Consider the following 22,939-nt stretch of genomic DNA (forward strand, 5'->3'; position numbering starts at 1 on the left):
TTATAAAAACGTATTTATATGTTCATTGTATTATCCTTAAGCTTTTCAAGCATATCCTGTAGAGGGAGTGGTTTACTTAAGTAATAGCCTTGAATCTCTGTACAATCCATTTTCGATAGCATTTCGATGTGCTTCCACTTTTCTACACCTTCAGCGGTTACTTCTAAATCCAGATTTTTGGCCAGTTTTATAATCATTTGAACAATTTGGTAATCCTTTTGGTAGTAGTCCATATTCATTATAAAGGATTTATCAATTTTTATTTTTTGTACAGAAAGCTCTTTTAAATAGTTTAAAGAAGAATAGCTGGTTCCAAAATCGTCGAGTACAATAGAAAATCCTTCATAAGATAGCTCTTCAAATTGTTTCTGGGCAGAATCTAAATTTAATAAATCGTTTTCTGTAATCTCTAATTCAATAGCTTTAGGTTCAATGCTGTATTCTAAAACCGCTTCCTTTATCTGTTGGACAAAGCGCGGGTCATTTAGCTGAACAGGTGATATATTAACCGCAATGCTGATATTTTTATTGATTTCCTGAAAAGCTTGAAAGTCTTTACATACCTGTTTTAAAACCCATCTTCCAATGGAGGTAATCGATTGGTTTCGTTCAGCAATAGGAATAAATTCATTAGGTAAAATCATCCCGAATTTAGGGTGATTCCATCTCAATAATGCTTCGAAGTTGTACACATTTTTTTGAATATTAAGCTTCGGTTGATAATATACCTCTAATTCGTTTTTCTTTTGTGCATAGGATAAATCCTGCTCCAGAGTATTTTGACGTATATCGCTTTCGAAATGATTTTGGGCAAATGTTATATAGATGTGCCGATCTTCCTTTGATTTTGCCTGAAGCATACCCTGAAAAGCCTCTGTAATACTGCCCTGGACATTATAATGGTCTGGATGCATTCGGGCGACCCCAATAGAAGGTTGAACGATTACTTCAAAATCTTCCGTTTCATAGGGACATTCAATCGCTTCATAAATTTGGTTAACAATTTTCTCACACTCTTTATCGCTAGTTAAACGAAAGGCGATAATAAATTCATTTCCAGAAGCCCGGCTCAGCCTATCCTCATTTTTTAAAAATCGCTCTAAACGACCTGTGATTTCTTTAAGTAACTCAGCTTCTATATTTTGATTGGAATAGGGAACAATGGAAAGGTGATTAACGGCTATATACAATAGATACCATACAGATTCTTCAAATTTTTTCAGATGCAGATTGGCTTCTAAATTTTCTATGAAATTTTCAACAAAAGGTAAACCTGTAATAGGGTCATTTGCCTGGTTCTGTTCTAAATTAACTACACGGGTTATATCACGGGTTAATCCAACCACGTAAGATACACTCTCGAATGTAAAAGGAATTAAAATGGTTTCTCCATATCGATCCTCAGAATTTATATTCATGCGATCACGGAAGGTTATTTTCTCCTTGCTGGATATCGCCTTATGATAATAATAGGTTAAATGTTTAGCTAATGACTGGTGATAAATGTCATTTATAGTGTTCCCGATATCAGCATCTTGAAGCATAGCAAATTTTTTCGCATTTTCACTTACTTTTATATAACGAAAATCCTCTGGTGGTTCATATTTCATTATAAATACAATATCAAATAATGAGGTGAATAGTTGAAACATTTCCTCTTCGTTAAAGTACATGTAGTGAGTTTCTCTGTTCGACATATGTACCACCTTTACCATGTGCTAACGGGTAAGTCATATAAATAACCTGGGGTGATTAAGCTAAAGCTTCCCGATTCAACTTCATTGTTAAAATAAATCCTCAATTTACTTATAATACGCTGTCGGAAAACGTTTTCTCCAACCATCATATCATTTGTTATTTTGAAAAGAAATTCAATACTGACAATTTGATGTCGAATGAGAGATATGATCTATACTTTACTAGTTATATAGTCCTTTAAATTTGTAAATGTATGGACATTTATGTCGAATTAAAAAACTTATTGAGGCTCAGAGCTCACCCGTGGATAAGCATGGTATATTTTGACTGCGGTGGACGTCAAACAAAAGGAATAATTAAAAAAGCTCGTAGAAAACCAGGGGGGTTCTCTACAAGCCGAGTTCATTGTCGAAACATGAAGATTTCGTTATCTATGATTCTACTTCTGTAAGCTGTTTTCTTAAATCAGATAGCTGTTGTTCCATTCGCTCCAGAGTTTTTTCTAATGGGGAAACTTTTCCGCCAACAGCTTCCAGTTTATCTAAGTCTCCCTGAATTCGTATATAATCCATTTTTAGCTCTTCAATCTCTTGTTCAATTTCTTTTTTGGTTGCCATGTTCCAACCCCATCCCTTCAAAGATTTAATCTTTTCTTCAAAGTTTATCATGATAAACGATAAGAAGCGAATGAAAGAGTTATCACTTTCTTGTATTTACTACTATTTAAAAAGGGCTTATACCACGCGATTTCTAATGGTATCAGCCCTTTTTATTTTTCTATTAAGCTTTTTTCGCATCGTTGCCCTTCCCTGCCGCAGGTGAAATACTCTACGCTTTCCGCGGGTGAGCGGTGAGCCTCTCCCTGTGCTACGGGGTCTCACCTGTCTTTTCTTTCCCCCGGTGACTCCGTGTATTTCATCTGCTAGTATAGCACGCTATCAACGAATTCACCTTTTAAAAACAACAATTTTTTAGAAAACAGCCTTCTATTAAGATGGAGATGAAGAACGGAAACGACTGAGAAAGGACTGTAAACGTTCACTTTTAGAGTTTTCCAGTACTTCTTCAGGTGATCCTTGTTCAGCTATGGTTCCTTCATCCAGGAAAAGGACACGATCGGCGATATCACGAGCGAATTCCATCTCGTGTGTAACCAATATCATGGCCATTTCACCTTCTTGTGCAATGTCACGAATCACTTCAAGAACCTCTCCGACAAGTTCAGGGTCAAGAGCAGATGTTACTTCGTCAAATAGCATAACCTTCGGACGCATAACAAGAGCCCTTGCCATGGCAACGCGCTGCTTTTGTCCACCAGACAGCTGGCTTGGATAGTTATCTAGCTTATCTCCCAGACCAACCTTTTCCAGCATTTCAATGGAGCGTTGTTTTGCTTCCTCTTTTGACTCACCCTTTACGTGAACAGGAGCAACCATACAATTATCTAAAATGGTCATGTGTGGAAATAGATTGAAGTGCTGGAACACCATCCCGATATCTCCACGCACCTCCCGTAAATGCTTTTCATTAGCAGGGACGAGTTCACCTTCTTTTTCCATATGCCATAAAGGCCGCCCGTCTACTTCAATCACGCCAGAAGTGGGTTCCTCAAGTGTCATAAGCATACGAATGATGGTGGTTTTACCAGAACCACTCGGACCTATTAGTGCAATTTTTTCGGCTGGTGCAATATCCAAATCAATTCCTTTTAAGACCTGAACATCGCCAAATGATTTATGAACATCTTTATATCTAACAATGGGTTCAGCCATTAAGTGCCACTCCTTTATCCATTTTATTCGTTCCAGTTGGATTCTTTTTATCAAATCGCCGGTTATACTTAGCCTCCAGCTTCCTGATAAGAACAGCAGATGGGTAACTCATAGCAAGGAAGAACACTGCTACTAGAGTTAATGGCTCTACGTACGCAAACGTTTGTGAACCAAAGGTTTCAGCTGCATGAAGCATGCCCGTAACTCCAATTGTGGCTGTTAACGGAACCTCTTTAAACATGATGATTAAATAGTTCCCTAACATTGGGATGGTTGGCGGTATAGCTTGTGGCAATATGATTTTGGTCCACTTTTTACGAGTGGATAAATTTAATGCCGTTGATGCTTCCCATTGACCTTTATCAACGGATTCAATTCCAGAACGATAAATTTCTGAAATATATGTGCTAAAATGTCCGCCTAAACCAAGAACCGCACATGTTATGGGATCAAGTGTAACTCCCACATAAGGAACCATTGGCCAGGCATAAAATAGGAAAAATAGCTGTACGAGGGGAGGTGTGGACCGTATAAATTCCAATACAAAACCAACAACCTTTTGTACAGGTTTCCAGGGAATACGACGTAAAAAGGTCCAGACAAATCCGAAGGCCATTGCGAATGCAAAACATCCAATAGTGAGTCCAAGTGTGATCCACATTCCTTCAAAAATTAATGGAAATGAATCCCATACATAATTCCAACTCCAAGTCATTCAGTCGCCACTCCCTTCGATGATTGCTTTTCTGCCCAACGAGTTAGCCAAATTAAAGGAAGGGCTAAAATAAAGTAAAAGACGAGAATTAATAAATAAACCGTAGGCGCAAGGGAAAGGTTGGTACTCCTAAATATATCGCCGTGGTATAAAATATCGGTTAAACCGATTAAAGAGACGAGTGATGTTGCTTTCAACATTTGAATGAGATAGTTACCAAACTCAGGTAACATCATTCGAACAGCTTGAGGTAATATAACTAATCTCATACGCTGAAATCTGGACATATTAAGTGCAGTTGCTGCTTCTCTTTGTCCTGAAGAAACAGATAAAATAGACCCACGTACAACTTCAGACATATAAGCACCGTAGTTCATGGATATGGCCACTACAGCAGCCCAGAAATCTGTACCTAAGTCGATTCCGAATAAGCCTGGTAGTGCATAGTAAAACCAAAACAATTGAACAATTAAAGAGGTACCACGAAATACTTCAATATAAAATCCTGTAAACTTGCGGATGATTGGATTTTTGGCAATTCGTCCAAATCCAGCGAGGAAAGCAATGACAAAGGACAAAACCGCTGATGCAAGCAATACAGTGATAGTGATGTTGATTCCACGTAGTAAAACATCAAAAATTTCGATTATGGTACTAATTGCTTTTCACCCTTTCCTATGAGAAAACAGACCCCCTTAGCCAGGGGGTCTGTTAAATTATTTTCTATTTCCCCATTATCCTTGACATAGTTCTTCGGTGGTTAGATCATTAGGCACAAGGTTACGTTCACTAAAGCCGGATGGTGTAATGAGATCTATGATTTCACCGTCTTCTTTCATTTGTTGTAGGACTTCGTTGTAGGCTTCTCTTAAATCATCATTGTCCTGGTGGAATACTGCAGCACCATAGCTTGGTACGCCTTCTACATCAGGCTGTTCAAAGTCTTCAACGAATTCAAGTGCATCTTTATCAGAGGATTCTAGTGCCATTTTAATAGTCATTTCCGTACCAGTTGTTGCATCTGCTCTTCCTGATTGAACAGCTGCAAAAGTTGCTGGAATATCTGGTGCTTCTTGAATTTGATCTTCACTTACGCCCATTTCTTTTAAGAATTCAACTTCAGTTGCACCGGACATTACAGAAACGGTTACATCCGGGTTATTTGCAATATCTTCATAACTGTGTAGGTCTAAAGGATTGCCTTCCTGAACAATTAGCCCTTCACCATACTGGATTTCAGGCTCACCGAAGTCAGCTTGTTTACAACGATCAGGTGTAATTGCCATACCTGCTGTAATAACATCAAACTTACCTGCTTGAAGACCTGGAATTAATTGGCCAAACTCAGCTAACTGACCATCAACTTCGTCTACTCCAAGCTCTTTGAATACGGCTTTGGCAATTTCTACCGCCTCACCTTTAAGCTCACCGTTATCATCTTGATAAGCATATGGTTTCTCATTAGCAAAACCAATCTTTACAACGCCTGCTTCCTTCAGTTCAGCAAGTTTGTCAGTTGAACTGTCTTCGCTTCCACTATCTTCACCGCTTGAGCCACTGTCAGCATCCTCAGATGATCCACAAGCTGTAATGAAGAAAACAGTTAGTACTAATACGAAAATTGATAAAAATTTCTTCATCGGTAAATTGACCCCTCCCAAAAGATTTTAAATAACGAATCAATGTTTCCTTATAACTAATATCTCTTGCCTGTATACTACTAATCTACTAAATCTCAAGTTGCAAAAAGTTTATGTATCACCTCCAGAAGTGAGCATAAAACGTTCCGGACTTTTAGTAGATGTAGTATTTTTTCACTTATATAAATTACTTTATACTCAAGATTTTGTTTCTTCAAATTGGATATGACTTTATTAAATAGTAAATAAATGGAGATAAACAACTGAGACAAGTTAAGCTTGGTTATACTGAGATTTACTTCCTTAAATCGCAAAATAATCTGTTATTCCAAATAATCAGAAAATTAAGTCACTATAAAATCTATGCAATTTGTCCTACAAAAATACCGCCATAAAAGAAAAAAACAACTTTTCTTTATTTTGAGCTTCTCCGATTTAAAGAGATTCGATAAAAATGTTATAATTTTAATATTCAGAAAATAATAACATATTGGTGTGGGCTTGTAAATATCACTGGAACTGAGGGGGATTCGTAATGGATTATTTTGATCAGCAGGAGTATTTGTTAATGCAGATACTGAAGGATAAGTTAGATTCCGAGCTTTATGAGTATACTAAACCGGAACTGAAGCAGTTTTACCATAAGTGTTACGACGAATTTGATGAAAGAGCTGTTCATACCGATCGTGAAGGTCAGCCCAAGCTTATTAAATATAATCGTTATGGGGAGGATATCTCTGAAATCTGGGTGAATGAGGGGTATAAGAAAACGGTAGAGGATACGTACCATACCGGAATCGTTGGCTATGTTCATAAACCTATTCCTCAATTAGGGCGTAAAGGAAATTATTTATATTCCTATGCTCACGGGTATTTGTTATCCCAGGTAGAGCCTGGATTCTACTGTCCTGTAACACTTACAATGGCAGTGGCTTATGTCATTGATGAATATGCAGATAAAAATTTGAAAGAAAAATTTCTTCCACATGTGCTTTCCACAGGAGATGAGGAATTATATGAAGGAGCGACGTTTTTAACAGAACGTCAAGGGGGATCCGATGTAGGTGCTAATGAGGTAGAAGCCGTTAAAGAGGGGGATCATTATCGGTTATTTGGGGAAAAATACTTTGCCTCTAATTCCGGTCAATGTGGAGTCGCGGCTGTTCTTGCGCGAATGAAGGGGAGTAAATCAGGTACAAAAGGGTTAAGCCTGTTTTTAATACCTTGGAAACAGGATGATGGATCCAATAATCATATAAAGGTACGACGATTAAAGGATAAATTAGGGGTGCGGGCTGTTCCTTCTGCTGAAATTGAATTAGAAGGTTCAAAAGCCTACCTTGTAGGAGAGGCGGATAAAGGCTTTTACTATATGATGGAGGCACTTAATTTATCTCGAGTATGTAATGCAACAGCTTCAACAGGTATTATGAAACGTGCGTTAAAAGAGGGTTATGAATACGCCGGTCAGCGGGATGCTTTTGGCCAAAAAATAATAAATTACTCCATGGTTCAGGAAACGTTAGCAAATTTACAGGTGAGGTTTGAGGTTCAACTATCTGCTTTATTTGAATCCATTGATCTGTTTGATCAGGTAATGCGTGATAGAGAAAATCGGTCAACAGAGGAAATCGCTATGAATCGTCTTTTAATCGCATTAATGAAAGCACATACAGCAAAAGAGGCTATTGATTTTAGTCATGAAGCTATCGAAATGCACGGTGGAAATGGTTATATAGAGGACTTTATCACACCACGCTTGCTTCGGGATGCCCAAGTTCTTACCGTTTGGGAGGGTACAGACAATATTTTATCTTTAGAAGTCCTACGATTAATGCATAAATATCGTGTCCACGAAATATTTATTAGTGAAATGGAGCAGATTCTATCTAACATACAAGTCGAAGATAAATACAGGGAGAAAATTGCAGAGTATATAAAGGAATTAACAAATATGGTTCTATATATCCACGACAAAGATGAAACGGTTCAAACCTATCACAGCCGAAGAATTGCACGTTATATGACGGATATTTATTTAGCTGTTCATGCTTTGAAGCGGGCAAACGATAAACGGGAAAAAAGGGTGGCCGTATTATTTATGGACTGGTTATTTAAAATCCGGGGCTTAGATGATGAAATGATTGCTGTTAAGCATTTTGAAGAAATCATGAATCCACAAAAGCGGCATGTAAAAGTTTAACGTTGACAATAGGAAGGAATCTCGTTACGATAAACATACACAATTAAAGAGCGTCTTATTTAAAGGGGAGTAGCTTTTCAATAAAGTCGTCATTTCGAGAATGAATATTCTCCGGCTTTATTGGCAACTGAAGTTGTTAGCGAGACCTTTACGGGTACACTATTCGTAAAGGTCTTTTTTTAGGCCTTTACCACTATGGTAAAGGCTTTTTTTTACGAATGGCTCTGTTAAAGCTTATTGTTGATTTTCTACCAAGATGGTTGGAGCGGAAGTATGCGAGACTCCTGCAGGAAGAGCGGTATAAGGGAGCCCCACAGGCGTATGCTGAGGAGACTTTCTGAACGCCCGCGGTAAGCAAGTGTGCTGGAGTGGAAATCAACACCTATGTTTACGAATAAATAGACGCCAAAAAAGGAGAGAGATTATGGAGCAGGCATTACTACTGGAATATGGCTGGGTATTACTTGTATTAATTGCTTTAGAAGGAATTTTAGCGGCAGATAATGCTTTAGTACTGGCGATAATGGTCAAGCATTTGCCGGATAAAGAAAGAAAAAAGGCGCTGTTTTACGGATTGCTAGGTGCGTTTATTTTAAGGGCAGGTTCGTTATTTTTAATTTCCTTTATAGCTGATATATGGCAGGTTCAAGCCCTGGGTGCAGCCTACTTACTATTTCTTGCCTTGAATCATTTATTTAAAAAGTATGTTAAAAAACAGGATGAAGAGGAGGGGGAAGAAGGTGAGAATGAAGCAGCTGAAGAAGGCTCCGGCTTTTGGATGACGGTTTTCAAAGTGGAGTTAGCTGATATTGCCTTTGCTGTAGACTCCATTCTTGCTGCTGTGGCACTGGCTGTTGCCTTACCTCCAACCAATTTAGGAGAGATTGGCGGCATGGATACCGGACAATTCCTGGTTGTTTTAGCAGGTGGTCTGATAGGGGTTGTCATTATGCGATTTGCTGCTAACTTCTTTGTCAAATTATTACACAAGCGCCCTGGTCTAGAGACAGCAGCATTTGTAGTTGTTGGCTGGGTGGGGGTAAAACTGGCAATTATTACGTTAGGTCATGAAAATGTAGGAATGATCGATGAGCATTTTCCTCACTCAACAGGTTGGAAGCTGACTTTCTATATCGTATTAGTCGCTATTCTTGTAGCGGGATGGTTCCTTGGGGGCAAAAATGAAGATCAGGATGATGATGATAATGTTGAAGAACTTACTGAGGAATTAGAAGAATAGGCATTCACCCATTTTTATCCGCTTGCATAATTTATTCTATAGCCAAAATCATAAAGAGGTGATTTTTTGGGTAAGCATGTATATAACTATTATGCAGGTGGTAATACGGCCAAAGGGTTTTATGATTTATTTGAAGAAACATTAAAGCGATTAGACCGTATCTTTATTCTCAAAGGGGGTCCAGGTACTGGTAAATCCACTTTAATGAAGAAAATAGGCGAATCCTGGAAATCTGACGATAATATTGAATATATCCATTGTTCCGCGGATTATGGGTCGATTGATGGCGTTATAATTCCTGATTTAAAAATTGGTATTGTCGATGGTACAGCTCCTCATGTCATTGAACCCAAATATCCAGGTGTCATTGAGGAATATGTTAACCTAGGTGAGGCATGGGATTCAGAACAATTACGAATGTATAAAGAACCTATCTTTCAAGTGAAGAATCAGATTAAGGCTTGCTATGACAAGGCTTATAAATTATTTGCTGAAGCTCTAGATATACATGATGAATGGGAAAAAATTTATATTGAACATTTAAGTCCAGAGAAGGCCAGACAACTAACCAATCGATTGAAGCAAACCATTTTTGGCGATAAAACCCTTCATAAGAAAGGTGCCAGTCTCCACCGCTTTCTTGGTTCAGCTACTCCGGAGGGGCCCAAGGATTTTATTCAAAATTTAACGGATGACATTCCAAAACGATTGTTCATAAAAGGACGTCCAGGGACCGGTAAATCAACTATGTTAAAAAAGCTGGCTATAGAGGGCGAAAATAGAGGCTTGGAAGTTGAAGTCTATCACTGTGGATTTGATCCAGAAAGCTTAGATATGTTGATTTTCCGTGAACTGGGGGTTGCTATTTTTGACAGCACAAGTCCTCATGAGCATTTTCCTTCAAGAGAAGGAGATGAAATCGTAGATATGTATGAGGAAGTCATACAATCGGGTACAGATGAGAAATATGAAGAAGAAATCAAGACGCTGTCAAATCGGTATAAAGAGAAAATGAAGCAGGCAACAGCAAAATTAAAGGAAAGCAATCATTTAAGAAATCAATTAGAATCTTTTTATATTGATGCTGTTGATTTTTCAATAGTTGAACAAAAGCAAGCCGAACTGGAACAGGAGATAGTAGCCTGGAAAGAACGTCTAATGGCAATATAGAGTTTTTCATGAAGAAATATCCATCAATGGGGGTGTTCCCCTTGATGGATATTTCTTTACATAATGAAACATTAATAAATATACTAAGATTATAGGAAAAGAAAAGAAGGGTTAGCATGTCGATTCAAACAAAGCGTATTTATGAAGAGGCATTAGAAAGTGATGGGACAAGGATATTAGTTGATCGGGTATGGCCTAGAGGTATTTCAAAACAGAGGGCACAGTTAGATGAGTGGTTGAAAGATATAACACCAAGTACTGAACTGCGTAAGTGGTTTCAACATGATCCCGATAAATTTAAGGAATTCTCAGAAGCATATCGACAAGAGTTAGCAACCCATTCTGAAAAAATACAGGCAGTCGATTATGTACGAGACCTGGCAATGAATAAAACGATTACGTTACTTTACGCAGCAAAAGACCCCGTTTATAATCATGTAAATGTTTTAAAGGAGTACTTGGAACAGAATGGAGAAAACCCTTTCCCATAACGATTTTTTATTCTTGAAATGCTTGTTGAAAGATTTTAGAAAAGGAGTGTACTACAATGGCAGAACATACTTTTAAATTAAAGGCAGATTGGCCTGGGGGTAGAAATAATGTAGGGGAAATTGATGCAGGTAATTTAAAGACAAAAATCTCGATTCCGCCTGAAATGGACGGTCCTGGAGTGGGAACAAACCCGGATGAAATGCTGTTGGGTGCTGCAGCCACCTGCTACATCATTACTTTAGGAGCGATGATTGAACGCGCAAACCTGCCCTTAGATAAAATGGAATTAGATTCAGAGGGAATGGTCGATGTATCAAATGGCATATTTACATATAAAAAGATTATCCATAAACCCAATATAAGCCTGCAATCCCATGCCACAGATAAAGATTTAAAATTGCTTAAAAAGCTGGCTGAAAAGGCTGAAACGAACTGTATGATATCAAAAGCAATTAAAGGGAATGTGGAACTTGAACTGGATCCTACGTTAACTATTCGGGACTAAGCAGTAACTTATCCTGTTTTAAAAAGATAAGCAGGTGTTTATGCCTGGATGGAAGGGTTATTGTGGCCAGGATTTATAATGTTTTAATGACAGAAAATTTAGCAGTACCTATAGAATGATGTGGATAACCCAATCGAATGGCAGCTGGGGATGAAAAACAAGAATAAAGGTGAAGGAGAGAAAAAATTAATGAAACCAACAGAAGAGCTATTGAGAAAATATGCAAAGCTTGCAATCCATACAGGAGTAAATATTCAAAAAGAGCAAGCTCTGATAATTAATGCTCCAATCGAAGGGGCTGATTTTGTTCATTATGTTGTGGAAGAAGCCTATTCGGCTGGTGCAGAAAATGTACAAGTTCAATGGAATGATGAAGTATTAACGAAATTAAGCTATGAAAACGAACCCATGCGAGTGCTTGAAGATTTTCCAGATTGGCGTGTACAAAAAATGACCAGTCATGTGAAAAATGGGGGAGCCATTTTACAGATTTATGCTCCAAATCCTGAGCTTCTTAAAGGAATTGATCCTAAGAAACCGGCTGCAGCAAACAAAGCAGCTGGACAAGCTTTAAGCGTATACCGTGATTACATGATGAACGATCGTATTCAATGGTCTATCGTTGCAATCCCGACAAATGGCTGGGTAAAAAAGGTTTATCCGGATGAAAGTGTTGAAAAGGGTACGGAAAAGCTTTGGGAGCAAATTTTTCGGATTACACGTGTTAATCATGAGGATCCGATTGAAGCATGGAATCAACATAATGAAACTTTACGTCGAGCTAGAGAAGTTTTAAATGAAAAGCAATATAAAAAGCTGATTTATAAAGCACCTGGAACCGATTTAACCATTGAACTCCCAAAAAACCATATCTGGCATGGTGGATCAGCGGTTGCCGAAACAGGTGCAGTATTTAATCCTAATATTCCAACAGAGGAAGTTTTCACAATGCCTTACAGAGAAGGGGTAAACGGAACCGTTACAAGTACGAAGCCGTTAAACTATAATGGTCATTTAATTGAAAACTTCAGCCTCACTTTTAAGGATGGAAAAGTCGTGGATTATAAGGCGGAAGCTGGTCAGGATGTATTAGAGCAATTATTAGATACTGATGAAGGATCGAAATATTTAGGTGAAGTTGCTTTGGTACCTCATTCATCACCTATTTCCCAATCAGGCCATGTTTTCTTTAACACGTTGTTTGATGAAAATGCATCCTGTCATATTGCTTTAGGAGAAGCCTACCCAACCAATCTCGAAGGTGGAGCTGCTATGTCCCAGGAAGAGCTGAAACAGCATGGAGTCAACACCAGTATTACCCACGAGGATTTTATGATTGGCTCAGCTGAATTAGACATTGACGCTGAAACGCAGGATGGAAATATAGAACCAATTTTCCGCAGTGGAGAATGGGCAATTGATTTAGGATAATAGAAGAGGCTAAAGACAAAATAGAAATTATGGATGATGAAATAACGCTCCGGAAATATCCTTCCCTTTCCGAGGGCAGCCAGTGAGCCTCCTCGTGCTGTTGCACGGGGGAGGCTTACCTATATCTTCCTCCCGCAGGCAAATCTCTTGTGTTTGGATCGGCAAACGGCGTCACGATTCGGATTAAAAAATGAAATGACCAATCAGGATGATAATCGGTAGTGAAATCACTGTACGGAGAAGGAAAATCACAATTAAATGTGTAAAACGAACAGGGATTTTTGATCCTAATATCAGACCACCAACCTCTGACATGTAAATAAGCTGGGAAACCGATAAACACGCTATGACAAATCGAGTTAATTCACTATTAACCGATTCAATTAAAATGGCTGGCAAAAACATGTCAGCAAACCCAATTAAAAGTGTTTCTGATGCTGCCTTTGCTTCAGGTAGCTGCATGAGTTCCAGCAATGGAATGAATGGATAACCAAGCCAGGTGAAGAAAGGAGTATAATTTGCTAAGACCAGGGCAAACGTACCAAACGTCATCACAATAGGAGCCACGCCCATCCACATATCAAGCACATTTTGGCTGCCCTCTTTTAAGTAATGGGTTATTCCTTTACTTTTTGATGCCTTCGCCAATGCCTGCTCATAGCCGTAGCGCCATCTGGATTGGCCTTTTTCTATCTCATCATTTTCACGTTTTTGCCTATCTCCATTATGGTATTGATTTGGAAAACGGGATAAAGGCGGGATACGTGGCATAATAATTCCAGCCACCAGTCCGGCAGCTAAAACTGTTAAGTAAAAGGGAATAAACAAATGTTCTAAATTAACCTGCTCAATCACAACGATACAGAAGGTAATGGATACAACAGAAAAAGTCGTCCCAATTACGGCTGCTTCTCTTTTTGTATAATACCCCTGCTCATATTGTTTGCTTGTAAGTAATACACCGATTGTTCCATCACCTAGCCAGGATGCGAGGTTGTCAATAGAAGAACGCCCCGGCAATGTAAATAACGGGCGCATCACTTTCTGTAAAAGTGTCCCAAACAGTTCAAGTAAACCAAAGTTTAATAGCAATGGGAGAAGCAGGCCCGCAAATAAAAATACAGAAAATAAAATATGGAGTAAGTCCCCTAATAACATGCCACCTGTATCTTCTGAATAAATGGCTTCTGGACCTACTTGAAAGTAGGTTAAAATGGCGAGAATAGCCCCTAAAATACGTACAATCGTCCAAAATGTTGTTACATGAAATAATCCAATGAAAAAGGGGGAAAAGGATAAAGCGTTCGGATTTTTTCTTAATATCCACTTATACAACAGGGTGAAAATGGCTGTTAAGGTTATAATAATAGTCATAATTGCCGTTAAATAATCGCCAATTAACGCTTGTAACCAGTTGGCAAATATCGCAATAGGGATGGTGATCTGGCCTTTATAGGAAAAAGGAATCATAAACAGGAAGATTCCCAGTAAAGAAGGGACGATAAATTTAAGGTGATCAATTAAAAAATAACGTTTCATTGCACAAACAGACCTTTCTACATAAAAATCCCAATGGAAAAATATAGATAATCATTATAGTTTATCCGATGTACCGGTTTAAAATTCTATCCACACTTCCTCCGTAACCTTCTCCAAATAAATTCAAGTGTACGAGTAAATAGTAAAGCTGATATAGTGGTTTTACATCCTCATAGTACTCAGGTAGAGGAAATCGTTCATTATAAGCCCGATAAAATTCAGGTGAAAAGCCGCCAAACACTTCAGTAAAAGCTATTTCAAACAAATGGTCTCCATATAAAACAGATGGATCAATTAAATATGGTCTGCCTTGAGGTCCTGTAATCCAGTTTCCGCCCCACAAATCACCGTGTAACAGAGAGGGGGCAGGGCTTGCAGGAACCCATCTGTCTAACTGTTCAAGTAAGGCCTCCATTTTCTTCCTTCTGGAGCCGGGCATTCTTCCCTTTTGTAAGCCTTGTTCATATTGAGGCCATAAACGATGATTCCGATAGTAGGTTAGCCAATCGTTATATTCTTCATTAGGCTGGGTCAAGGCACCAATAAAGGTATCCTGATTAAGACCATATTTTTCTCCTTCTGAGCGATGCATTTTGGCTAAAGAATGTCCGAGTTGTTCATTGGTTTTAGAGAGGGCATTCCCTTCAATCCAATCTAAAATTAAATACCCCGTTTCATTTGAGTCAGGGTGATTGTAACCATATACATGAGGTACATCAATCGTATTAGACTCTTCAATGAGTTGTAAGCCGGTTGCTTCAACTTGAAAAAAGTGTGATGGGATATTTGTATTTGTTTTAATAAAAAATGCACGTTCATCCGTTTCAACATAGTAAGCATCATTTATTGAGCCACCCGAAACCGGGTGTATGGTTCGAATCGAAGTAGGTTGATGATGTTGTTTGAGAATTTTTTTGAAGAAGTCTTTCATAAAAATTCCTCCTCATCGTTAAACCATATAAGGTCTTTTTTTATTCTAGCAATGTTATGGCAAAAGAAAAAGGGTACCTTTAAAAGATACCCTTTTCGAAATATTTACTTATTTTTATTCTTCTTTCCGTTATTTTTCTTAAACTTCACTTCATATTCAAATTCTACAGAGTCTAATATGTCTTGTGGAGCAGCATAATACGTATGCATGTAGTTTTCTCCTTTTTTAAACAGCTGACGAAGCTTAAGTGCATTTTCTTCTGTTACATTGAAAGGATCTACGTGGATTACCTTGTAATTCCCGTTTTCCTTTTTATTAATAAAGCTTACACCGTATTCAACATAATCCTGTCGAACCTCACTCATGGATTGTACACCTTCCAGACTGGAACCATCATAGGAAAGTCCGATTTCAGGAATTTCAATATTATCTACGTACCAGCCTGTATTATTCGTGCCCCAATCTGTTAGATAACGGAAAGATAAAAGAATCTCTTCACCTGCGTATTCACTTAGGTCAAAGGTTTCTGTCTGCCAGTTCTCATATGTGCCAGTGAATCCCGGTACATTTTCTTTTATTTTAGGATAACCTTCTTCTACTACGTCAGAGCGGGTATTTCCATTTTCCAGGGAGGTCCATGTTTGTCCATCATCAGTAGAAACCTGAACCACTCCGAAATCCCATTGTTCTTCAATGTCGATATAATTATCAAAGGTTAAGGTGGCTTCAGATACATTACTTAAATCAGCTTCGAAAATCATGTTGTTGTCGGCTTCATCGCCTTCATTACCCCAATAAACCTGATTATCAGAGCCTAGTGGGTCCTGAACTGTTTGCCATTTGGTTTCAAAAAAGTCCTGACCAGAAAATTCAATGGTATCAATTTTTTGGTCAAAGTCCAGTTTCTTGTAGTCTCCTCCCCAGGCAGGGACCCCTTCTTTTTCATAAGTTTTTGCAGCTTCAAGATCCACGGTTTTCCCACGTGGTTCCTCCTGTCCATCCACAGGAATATCTCTTAAATCTATATTTTCAAAGCCGTAAATTCCGCCTTTACGCTTATCGTCATCGAGTAATAAAGCTGATGAGAAGCGTTTATAAACATCCTGGAAGTCCATATTAATACCATTGTTTTCAAGGGCTTCGTTATAGCTGTCGATACTGTTCGTAGGGTTCGTGGCAACTTCACGAATAAATTCCTGTCCAAATTGCTCATAGTTATAAAGGTTCCATAACTGAACGAGTGCATAGTCAGCAATCGTTTCTGGACCAGTGTCTGCACTATACCACTCATCCCAGGCTGTTAAGGAGTTTTCCGGATGATCGAGTAAGAAGTTAATCGATCCCGTATCTAAACCATAACCACCAAGGAATTCAGCGAAGGTTGACATTCCTTCGTTTACCCAGGTTGTTTCATCCCCATCATTATCATCGTGAATGAGGTGCTGCATTTCATGGATGGTCGTACCATAGAAGGTGCCTTCCAGACGTTCCTCCCAATTGTTGGTATCAATGGTGATGATGTTACGGTCTATATACGTTTCGAGTGTTCCCCAATAAAATCCGGCTACGAAGAAAGGATAAGTAGGATCGTAGTAGTTTTCATCCTTTACGTTGTCGACAAGCATAATCACTTTGTCGCCCTCACCTTCGTAATAACCTTCTGGAACAACTCCCATATCTTCAAGAGCTGCATTGGTACCATCATGACTGTCAGGAGTGCCGAAAAATTCGGTATCAGTTGGATAAATATTATTATCAAATTCATCCCGAAGCTTGTCTACTTGTTCTTGTGTAACCACATGATCAGGGCGGTCATCCGGGAAAGAAAGGTCGTTAGCTACCCAAATTTCAACATGTTCACCTTCACTTCTAAGGGTAAATTCTTTAAAACCAAGCTCATAATCTAAAAATTGTTTTGTACCACCATTATAAGTGAAGTTACTATCTGAGGAGCTTTCTTCTTGTTCAGATTCGTCCTCATTAAAATGAACATCTTCGGCATTTTCTTTAATTTTCTCTTTTGCCTCTTTTTGGAACTCTTCATCATTGTCAAGCCTTTTTAAGTGTCCATCCACATCAACTCGATCCGTATACTTTTCCGTATCAAAATTCTGATACTTAGATGCCACTTTTGAATCAGATGTGGTTTTTGCTGATGCAGTTGGCGCAACTAATCCGAGCATAAGTGCCCCAATGGATAATAAAGATACAAATTTTTTCTTCATCCAGTTTCCTCCTATTAATCTATTATTGTAAAAATATTAAAACTATTACATATTCTATCATTTCAAATTTTCTAAACATTTTGAATGGTAAAATCATCCTATCTTCACGACGCGTTTCGAATGAAGAAACCATATAAATAGGTAAAAAGACTCCTTCTGTCAACAAAATATAAGAAAAATGAACTGTTTTCGAAAAAGACGGACAGAAAAACCAAATGTTTCTAAACTAAATCACAAATATTATGAATATTTTTATCAACAAATAGGAAAAAACATAGTATAATGGAAGAAGATGGGTATTTTTGTAAGGGGGAGGAGCATGAATACCATAATCAATTTCCGTTTTCTTGTTGAAGAGTTCGAGAGGGAGTTAAATCGCGAACTTAAGCAGCAAGAAAAGGATTTCCTTTTTTGGGTGTTTTTAAAGCACTTGAAGGAAAATGATGATGATAAGTATCAAGTAAATTAGAATTTTACGGTGCACCTTGTTTAAATGCAAGGTGCCTTTTTTTGCTTTTTAAGTTAGTGTCGAAATGGTTTTGTATCACACGCACAAGATGGTTATTTCCTCCTAAAGCCTTTCGTTACACATTCTTTGTATAACTGAATGATAAACTCATAACCTAACAAGGGACGATGTTTTGCTATAGAAAGGAAAATGAGTATGGAATGGTTAGCGGTTTTGCCTTTTATAGTTGTGATTATATTTGCGATTTGGACAAAACAAGTGGTTCCGAGCTTGTTTTTAGGTGTGTTAACAGCAGGTTATCTTTCGGAGCCCCATTGGTTAAATGGGTTAACAGAGACTCTTAAATTTGTAATTGAAAGTCTAACCGATCCAAATAATTTGAAAATCATTATCTTTTTATATCTTTTTTCAGCATTAGTTGGCGTGATGAAGATGTCCGGTGGCATTAAGGGTTTTGTAAAGACAGCCTCTAATATAGTAAAAGGGAAAAAAAGTGCGATTTTCATGACATGGGCATCTGCCCTGGGTACCTTTAGTGCCCCGAGCTTTCGTATTGTCACCATTGCTCCGGTGATGAAGGCGATGCGCAAGAAAATGAAGATGACCAAGAAGGAACTGGGATTCATCATTGAAACGACAGCTTCCCCTTTAATAGTATTAATCCCGGTAGCAACAGCCTTTGTCGGATATATGACCTCGGTAATTGAACTCTCTATTCATTCGTCTGATATACAGGAGGATGCATATAGTTTATTTTTAAATAGTATTCCGTTTAACTTTTTTGCATTTGCGATGCTTGCGACTGGTGTTTATTTTGCTTTTTTTCACAATACAGAAAAGCCGGTTGAAGTGAATGAAGACAAGAGCCAGCATGACGATTGGGTTGATTGTCATCCGGCAGTAGCAAAAGACCTTCCAGCGAAGCCTTTGAATCTTATTTTGCCGTTAATCAGTATCATTTTTTCTACGTTCTTTTTTATGTACATGCTTGGAATAGAAAGTGGATCGAGGGGGCTTGAGGTCTTATTGGAGGCCAATGTCCTTGATGCAATGGTGTTAGGTTTGTTATTTACCATTGTATGGCTGTTTCTTCTTTTATTAAAGGATTTTAAAATAAAGACGATAATGCAAAATTTCATTGATGGCGGAAACGATATGATGAATGTTATTGTCTTACTTACGCTAGTCTGGGCGTTAAGTGTTGGATCTGAAGCATTGAACTTTGCTGATATTGTATCCTCCTCCTTATCTTGGATTCCGCCCTCCCTTGTTGGGGGACTCCTATTTGTTGTAGGCTGTGGCCTTTCTTATTTTATTGGATCCTCATGGGGGACATGGGGAATATTAATGCCTGTAGGAGTATCACTTGCCCAGGTGTCGGGTACGGATTTAGCCTTTGTTATTGGAGCTGTTTTTGCCAGTGGGACATTCGGTGCCTTTGCCTCCCCCTTAAGTGATGACACCAATACGACTTCAGGAATATTGGACTTAAATCCAATGCAGTATGCCAAATTTAAATTAAAGCCAGCCTTAATTGCCGCGGGTGTTGCAGCCGTTTTATTTTTTGTCGTTCCGTTTGTATTTAATCTGTAAATATCGATCTGGAAGAAGTTTTGGACAAAACGATTAACTCAGGAGAACAACAATGAACTCATTTTAGCGGAGGAAATGTGTAGACTCCTCATAAAAAAATGTTAGCACATTTTTCTTATGCAATGTAAAGTCATGAAAGCTTTCCTTGTCTTGCGGGGGAAGGTATAGGTGAGCCCCCACAATGCGACAGCAAGGGGAGCTTATCGCTCCACCTGTGGAAAGTGTAGGGTATTGGAACAGCGGCGTGAAATGGCAACAAATATTGTGAAACCAGTCTTAGGTAAACTGCATATTTTTCCTCTATCTGCAATAATTTTACCATGAATTTTTCCAAGTAAGCAGGATTAGCCCATTAATATATAGAATAGTTAGAATAATTTGAAAATATAATCTTAAAGGGGTGGATATTTTCGTTGATGAGGTTTTTTACATTTCGTAAAGTAAAAATTTGGAGGGATGAATGATGGAGGAAACGGTTTTTTCCCTGATACCTCCGATTATTGCCATTGTAATGGTGTTATTGACGAGAAAAGTCTTACTTTCACTGGGAATTGGGATTCTTTCAGCTGGAATTATCCTGGCAAACTTTGACTTCTTAGGAACATTGGCAGTAATTTGGGAATCATTTAAAGGGGTATTTGTGGATGGTGGATCCTTAAATACGTGGAACGTTTACATTTTACTTTTTATTTTAATGTTGGGTATTTTAACCGCTTTTGTGAATATGATGGGAGGTTCACAGGCGTTCGGTGCCTGGATGATTCGTCGTGTGAAGACAAGGGTTGGCGCACAAATTATGACGATGATTTTTGGGGTTATTATCTTTATTGATGACTATTTTAATAGTTTAACGGTTGGGCAGGTTTCCCGCCCAATGGCAGATCGGCACAACATTTCCCGTGCTAAGCTTTCCTATATTATTGACTCAACTGCAGCACCTGTTTGTGTTGTTTCACCTGTTTCCAGCTGGGGAGCATATATTATTGGAATTTTAGGTACGGTTTTAGCCGCAGAGGGATTGACGGAAATCAGTGCTTTCAGTGCATTTATGCAAATGATTCCGATGAATTTATATGTATGGGCTGCTTTAGGTGTCGTATTGATTATTGCACTGCGTAAAGCCGATTTTGGTCCAATGAGAAGACACGAAGAACGAGCCGTTCAATTTGGAGAAGTCATAAATCCGGAATTTAAAGACCAAATCGATACGGATAGTAAGCTCCCCTCAAGTGAGAAGGGAAGAGTTCGTGATTTAATGTTGCCGATATTTATTTTGTTCGTTGCGACTGTAGGAGCGATGGTCTGGACAGGGTACAGAGCAACAGAAGAGGCTTTGTCGCTCATAAATATCTTCGGAAATGCAGATGTTACTTTATCGCTTATCATTGGTGGTGCAAGTGGATTGATTGTCACGTTTGTTCTTTTCTTCGTGCAACAATCAAGACACAGGGAATTGAATCGTGCTCATTATTGGCTGGGATTAAAAGAGGGTACAAAATCAATGCTTTCAAGTATCCTTATTTTGATTTTGGCCTGGTCGATTGTGACGTTGATTGATCAGTTAGGCACAGGCACATATTTAGCAGGACTAGTGGAAGGGGCTCAATTAAACGCAGCCTTTTTACCAGGAATCCTTTTTGTTATTGCAGGCTTTATTGCCTTTTCAACAGGAACTTCATGGGGATCTTTTGGAATTTTACTGCCTATTGCCGGCCAAATTGCTTCTGCCACGGATATTACTCTCCTTTTACCAATGCTCGCTGCTGTTTTAGCAGGATCTGTTTTTGGTGATCATTGCTCACCGATTTCCGACACTACTATTCTATCGGCTACAGGTTCAAGCTGTCATCACATTGATCACGTGCTTACCCAGCTTCCATATGCGCTGACAGCGGCAGTTATTACGGTGATTGGCTACATTATTTTTGGTTTAACCAACAACACATGGATGGGGCTAGGTATGGTCGCTATCAGCCTGCTTGTCTTTTATTTCTTTCTGCAAAAGCCTAAGGATGTTACAGTTAATGAGGAGGCTGCTGTGGACTGACAGCTGACATGGTACAGGTGCTGATATTCACCGTTTTAGCCATTCATATTACATTTTCTGTTGTCATATATTTGAAGGGGAAGGAGGAAGAAGCATGGAATATGTCTCGGAAAAACTCAAAACATTACCTCCCTATTTATTTTCTCAAATTCAAAAAAAGAAAAAACAGCTGGAGAATGAAGGAATGGACATCATTGATTTAGGAATAGGCGCACCGGACTTACCAACACCCAAGTTTATTATTGATTGTTTAGTCAGGGAGGTTCAAAAGCCTGAAAATCATCGCTATTCCCCTTATGCTGGCAGCGAGGATTTTCGGCAGGCGGTTGCCCATTTTTATCAAAAGCAGTATGGAGTTATGCTTGATCCTGACCGGGAAGTCCTTCCATTAATCGGTTCAAAAGAAGGGATTGCTCATTTCATTTCTGCTGTCATTAACCCTGGTGAGAAAGTGTTAGTACCTAATCCAGGATATCCTGTTTACCGTTCTGCAGTGCATCTTGCTGGTGGGAAAATAGAGAATTTAAATTTACTAGCTGAGGAAAACTATGAACCTGAGTTTGCAAGACTATCAGAAGAAGGCGTAAGAGAAGTTAAACTAATGCTCCTCAATTACCCGAGTAATCCTACAGCAGCAACAGCTAACGAAAAAACATTTATGAAAGCGATTACATTCGCGGAACAGAATCAAATCCCCATTGCACATGACGCAGCTTACGGCCTAACTACCTTTGAGGGCTATCAAGCGCCAAGTATATTACAGATTTCCGAAGCGAAGGAATACGCTGTTGAATTTGGCTCTTTGTCCAAGAGTTTTAATATGACAGGCTGGCGTATTGGTTACGTAGTCGGCAATCAAGATTTGATAAAAGCTTTATCCACATATAAAAGCAATGTGGATACGAGTCAATTTTTACCCATTCAAATAGCAGCAGCAACCGCCTTAAACAGTGATTTGTCTGTTGTTTCAAATCATAACGCCATTTATCAAAAAAGAAGAAACAAACTGCTAGAAGCACTACGTTTGATTGGTATTCATGCTTCAAAACCTCTTGGAACCTTTTTTATTTGGTCACCTGTTCCTCGTGGCTATTCCTCGATGGCGTTTGCTGATCGTCTATTAACTGAATTGGGGGTCATCGTAACACCGGGTATTGCGTTTGGACCTGCTGGTGAAGGGTATTTCCGAGTTTCTTTATCCGTACCGAATGAACGTTTAGATGAGGCCGTAGCAAGGATTAAGCAATTACAAATGGGAGGTGGGTAGAA

The 22,939-nt window shown here is 38.7% G+C and carries 19 protein-coding genes; 10 read left to right on the plus strand and 9 right to left on the minus strand.

Annotated elements, in window-relative coordinates; all coding sequences use genetic code 11:
- Nucleotides 1-14: 14 nt before the first annotated feature.
- The 6 genes from BMX63_RS05960 to ehuB all read right to left on the minus strand — a co-directional run bounded on the left by BMX63_RS05960 (nt 15) and on the right by ehuB (nt 5,825).
- Nucleotides 15-1,697 carry a putative bifunctional diguanylate cyclase/phosphodiesterase gene (locus BMX63_RS05960; RefSeq protein WP_177167205.1) on the minus strand — a complete coding sequence of 561 codons (1,683 nt, stop codon included), beginning with the start codon at nt 1,695-1,697 and terminating at the stop codon, nt 15-17.
- 432 nt (nt 1,698-2,129) lie between these two features.
- Nucleotides 2,130-2,366 carry an SE1832 family protein gene (locus BMX63_RS05965; RefSeq protein ID WP_342731730.1) on the minus strand — a complete coding sequence of 79 codons (237 nt, stop codon included), beginning with the start codon at nt 2,364-2,366 and terminating at the stop codon, nt 2,130-2,132.
- A gap of 321 nt (nt 2,367-2,687) precedes the next feature.
- Nucleotides 2,688-3,470, minus strand: coding sequence for an ectoine/hydroxyectoine ABC transporter ATP-binding protein EhuA (gene ehuA / locus BMX63_RS05970; RefSeq protein WP_093132960.1), 783 nt, complete (start codon nt 3,468-3,470; stop codon nt 2,688-2,690).
- Complete coding sequence (ehuD, locus tag BMX63_RS05975; protein WP_093132962.1) at nt 3,463-4,185, minus strand: ectoine/hydroxyectoine ABC transporter permease subunit EhuD; 723 nt, start codon at nt 4,183-4,185, stop codon at nt 3,463-3,465. The genes ehuA and ehuD overlap by 8 nt, the downstream gene beginning before the upstream one ends.
- On the minus strand, nt 4,182-4,844 hold the full coding sequence (gene ehuC, locus BMX63_RS05980) for an ectoine/hydroxyectoine ABC transporter permease subunit EhuC (RefSeq protein WP_093132964.1): 663 nt from the start codon (nt 4,842-4,844) through the stop codon (nt 4,182-4,184). The genes ehuD and ehuC overlap by 4 nt, the downstream gene beginning before the upstream one ends.
- A gap of 75 nt (nt 4,845-4,919) precedes the next feature.
- Nucleotides 4,920-5,825 (minus strand): ectoine/hydroxyectoine ABC transporter substrate-binding protein EhuB, encoded by a 906-nt coding sequence (gene ehuB / locus BMX63_RS05985; RefSeq protein WP_093132966.1) that lies wholly within the window; start codon nt 5,823-5,825, stop codon nt 4,920-4,922.
- A 535-nt stretch (nt 5,826-6,360) separates the two neighbouring features.
- Here ehuB and BMX63_RS05990 point away from each other — a divergent pair.
- From BMX63_RS05990 to BMX63_RS06015, 6 genes are all read left to right on the plus strand, one after another.
- Complete coding sequence (locus BMX63_RS05990) at nt 6,361-8,028, plus strand: acyl-CoA dehydrogenase family protein (protein WP_093132968.1); 1,668 nt, start codon at nt 6,361-6,363, stop codon at nt 8,026-8,028.
- Between the two features lie 424 nt (nt 8,029-8,452).
- The gene (locus tag BMX63_RS05995; RefSeq protein ID WP_093132970.1) at nt 8,453-9,268 is read left to right on the plus strand and encodes a TerC family protein; all 816 of its coding nucleotides are present in this window, start codon (nt 8,453-8,455) and stop codon (nt 9,266-9,268) included.
- A 66-nt stretch (nt 9,269-9,334) separates the two neighbouring features.
- A complete protein-coding gene (locus tag BMX63_RS06000; RefSeq protein WP_093132972.1) occupies nt 9,335-10,438 on the plus strand; it encodes a PRK06851 family protein in 1,104 nt (367 codons plus the stop codon).
- Nucleotides 10,439-10,554: 116 nt separating this feature from the next.
- Nucleotides 10,555-10,929: a DUF488 domain-containing protein gene (locus tag BMX63_RS06005; protein WP_093132974.1), complete on the plus strand. Its 375-nt coding sequence runs from the start codon at nt 10,555-10,557 to the stop codon at nt 10,927-10,929.
- A gap of 56 nt (nt 10,930-10,985) precedes the next feature.
- Nucleotides 10,986-11,435 carry an OsmC family protein gene (locus BMX63_RS06010; RefSeq protein ID WP_093132976.1) on the plus strand — a complete coding sequence of 150 codons (450 nt, stop codon included), beginning with the start codon at nt 10,986-10,988 and terminating at the stop codon, nt 11,433-11,435.
- 150 nt (nt 11,436-11,585) lie between these two features.
- Entirely contained in the window at nt 11,586-12,866 is a 1,281-nt protein-coding gene (locus BMX63_RS06015) for an aminopeptidase (protein ID WP_245732735.1), read from the plus strand.
- A gap of 183 nt (nt 12,867-13,049) precedes the next feature.
- On the opposite strand, the gene BMX63_RS06020 is transcribed toward BMX63_RS06015, so the two are convergent.
- The 3 genes from BMX63_RS06020 to BMX63_RS06030 all read right to left on the minus strand — a co-directional run bounded on the left by BMX63_RS06020 (nt 13,050) and on the right by BMX63_RS06030 (nt 17,561).
- Nucleotides 13,050-14,405, minus strand: coding sequence for a YjiH family protein (locus tag BMX63_RS06020; RefSeq protein WP_093132980.1), 1,356 nt, complete (start codon nt 14,403-14,405; stop codon nt 13,050-13,052).
- A 61-nt stretch (nt 14,406-14,466) separates the two neighbouring features.
- Entirely contained in the window at nt 14,467-15,336 is an 870-nt protein-coding gene (locus BMX63_RS06025; RefSeq protein ID WP_093132982.1) for a fructosamine kinase family protein, read from the minus strand.
- Between the two features lie 104 nt (nt 15,337-15,440).
- A complete protein-coding gene (locus BMX63_RS06030; RefSeq protein ID WP_093132984.1) occupies nt 15,441-17,561 on the minus strand; it encodes a M6 family metallopeptidase in 2,121 nt (706 codons plus the stop codon).
- A 319-nt stretch (nt 17,562-17,880) separates the two neighbouring features.
- Between BMX63_RS06030 and BMX63_RS17970 the strand changes: the two genes are divergently transcribed.
- From BMX63_RS17970 to BMX63_RS06045, 4 genes are all read left to right on the plus strand, one after another.
- Nucleotides 17,881-18,030 (plus strand): hypothetical protein, encoded by a 150-nt coding sequence (locus BMX63_RS17970; protein WP_177167206.1) that lies wholly within the window; start codon nt 17,881-17,883, stop codon nt 18,028-18,030.
- Between the two features lie 189 nt (nt 18,031-18,219).
- The gene (locus BMX63_RS06035) at nt 18,220-19,623 is read left to right on the plus strand and encodes a Na+/H+ antiporter NhaC family protein (protein WP_093132986.1); all 1,404 of its coding nucleotides are present in this window, start codon (nt 18,220-18,222) and stop codon (nt 19,621-19,623) included.
- A gap of 463 nt (nt 19,624-20,086) precedes the next feature.
- The gene (locus BMX63_RS06040; RefSeq protein WP_093132988.1) at nt 20,087-21,670 is read left to right on the plus strand and encodes a Na+/H+ antiporter NhaC family protein; all 1,584 of its coding nucleotides are present in this window, start codon (nt 20,087-20,089) and stop codon (nt 21,668-21,670) included.
- Nucleotides 21,671-21,764: 94 nt separating this feature from the next.
- Nucleotides 21,765-22,937 carry an aminotransferase class I/II-fold pyridoxal phosphate-dependent enzyme gene (locus BMX63_RS06045; protein WP_093132990.1) on the plus strand — a complete coding sequence of 391 codons (1,173 nt, stop codon included), beginning with the start codon at nt 21,765-21,767 and terminating at the stop codon, nt 22,935-22,937.
- The last annotated feature ends 2 nt before the right edge of the window (nt 22,938-22,939 follow it).

Origin of the sequence: Salinibacillus kushneri (assembly GCF_900111405.1) — a bacterium.
GTDB lineage: Bacteria > Bacillota > Bacilli > Bacillales > Alkalibacillaceae > Salinibacillus > Salinibacillus kushneri.

Excerpts from the sequence above, each read along its gene's own strand:
- BMX63_RS05960 (WP_177167205.1), bottom strand. The coding sequence starts at position 1,697 with ATGTCGAACAGAGAAACTCACTACATGTACTTTAACGAAGAGGAAATG.
- BMX63_RS05965 (WP_342731730.1), bottom strand. The coding sequence starts at position 2,366 with ATGATAAACTTTGAAGAAAAGATTAAATCTTTGAAGGGATGGGGTTGG.
- ehuA (WP_093132960.1), bottom strand. The coding sequence starts at position 3,470 with ATGGCTGAACCCATTGTTAGATATAAAGATGTTCATAAATCATTTGGC.
- ehuD (WP_093132962.1), bottom strand. The coding sequence starts at position 4,185 with ATGACTTGGAGTTGGAATTATGTATGGGATTCATTTCCATTAATTTTT.
- ehuB (WP_093132966.1), bottom strand. The coding sequence starts at position 5,825 with ATGAAGAAATTTTTATCAATTTTCGTATTAGTACTAACTGTTTTCTTC.
- BMX63_RS05990 (WP_093132968.1), top strand. The coding sequence starts at position 6,361 with ATGGATTATTTTGATCAGCAGGAGTATTTGTTAATGCAGATACTGAAG.
- BMX63_RS05995 (WP_093132970.1), top strand. The coding sequence starts at position 8,453 with ATGGAGCAGGCATTACTACTGGAATATGGCTGGGTATTACTTGTATTA.
- BMX63_RS06005 (WP_093132974.1), top strand. The coding sequence starts at position 10,555 with ATGTCGATTCAAACAAAGCGTATTTATGAAGAGGCATTAGAAAGTGAT.
- BMX63_RS06010 (WP_093132976.1), top strand. The coding sequence starts at position 10,986 with ATGGCAGAACATACTTTTAAATTAAAGGCAGATTGGCCTGGGGGTAGA.
- BMX63_RS06015 (WP_245732735.1), top strand. The coding sequence starts at position 11,586 with ATGAAAAACAAGAATAAAGGTGAAGGAGAGAAAAAATTAATGAAACCA.
- BMX63_RS06020 (WP_093132980.1), bottom strand. The coding sequence starts at position 14,405 with ATGAAACGTTATTTTTTAATTGATCACCTTAAATTTATCGTCCCTTCT.
- BMX63_RS06025 (WP_093132982.1), bottom strand. The coding sequence starts at position 15,336 with ATGAAAGACTTCTTCAAAAAAATTCTCAAACAACATCATCAACCTACT.
- BMX63_RS06030 (WP_093132984.1), bottom strand. The coding sequence starts at position 17,561 with ATGAAGAAAAAATTTGTATCTTTATTATCCATTGGGGCACTTATGCTC.
- BMX63_RS17970 (WP_177167206.1), top strand. The coding sequence starts at position 17,881 with ATGAATACCATAATCAATTTCCGTTTTCTTGTTGAAGAGTTCGAGAGG.
- BMX63_RS06035 (WP_093132986.1), top strand. The coding sequence starts at position 18,220 with ATGAGTATGGAATGGTTAGCGGTTTTGCCTTTTATAGTTGTGATTATA.
- BMX63_RS06040 (WP_093132988.1), top strand. The coding sequence starts at position 20,087 with ATGGAGGAAACGGTTTTTTCCCTGATACCTCCGATTATTGCCATTGTA.
- BMX63_RS06045 (WP_093132990.1), top strand. The coding sequence starts at position 21,765 with ATGGAATATGTCTCGGAAAAACTCAAAACATTACCTCCCTATTTATTT.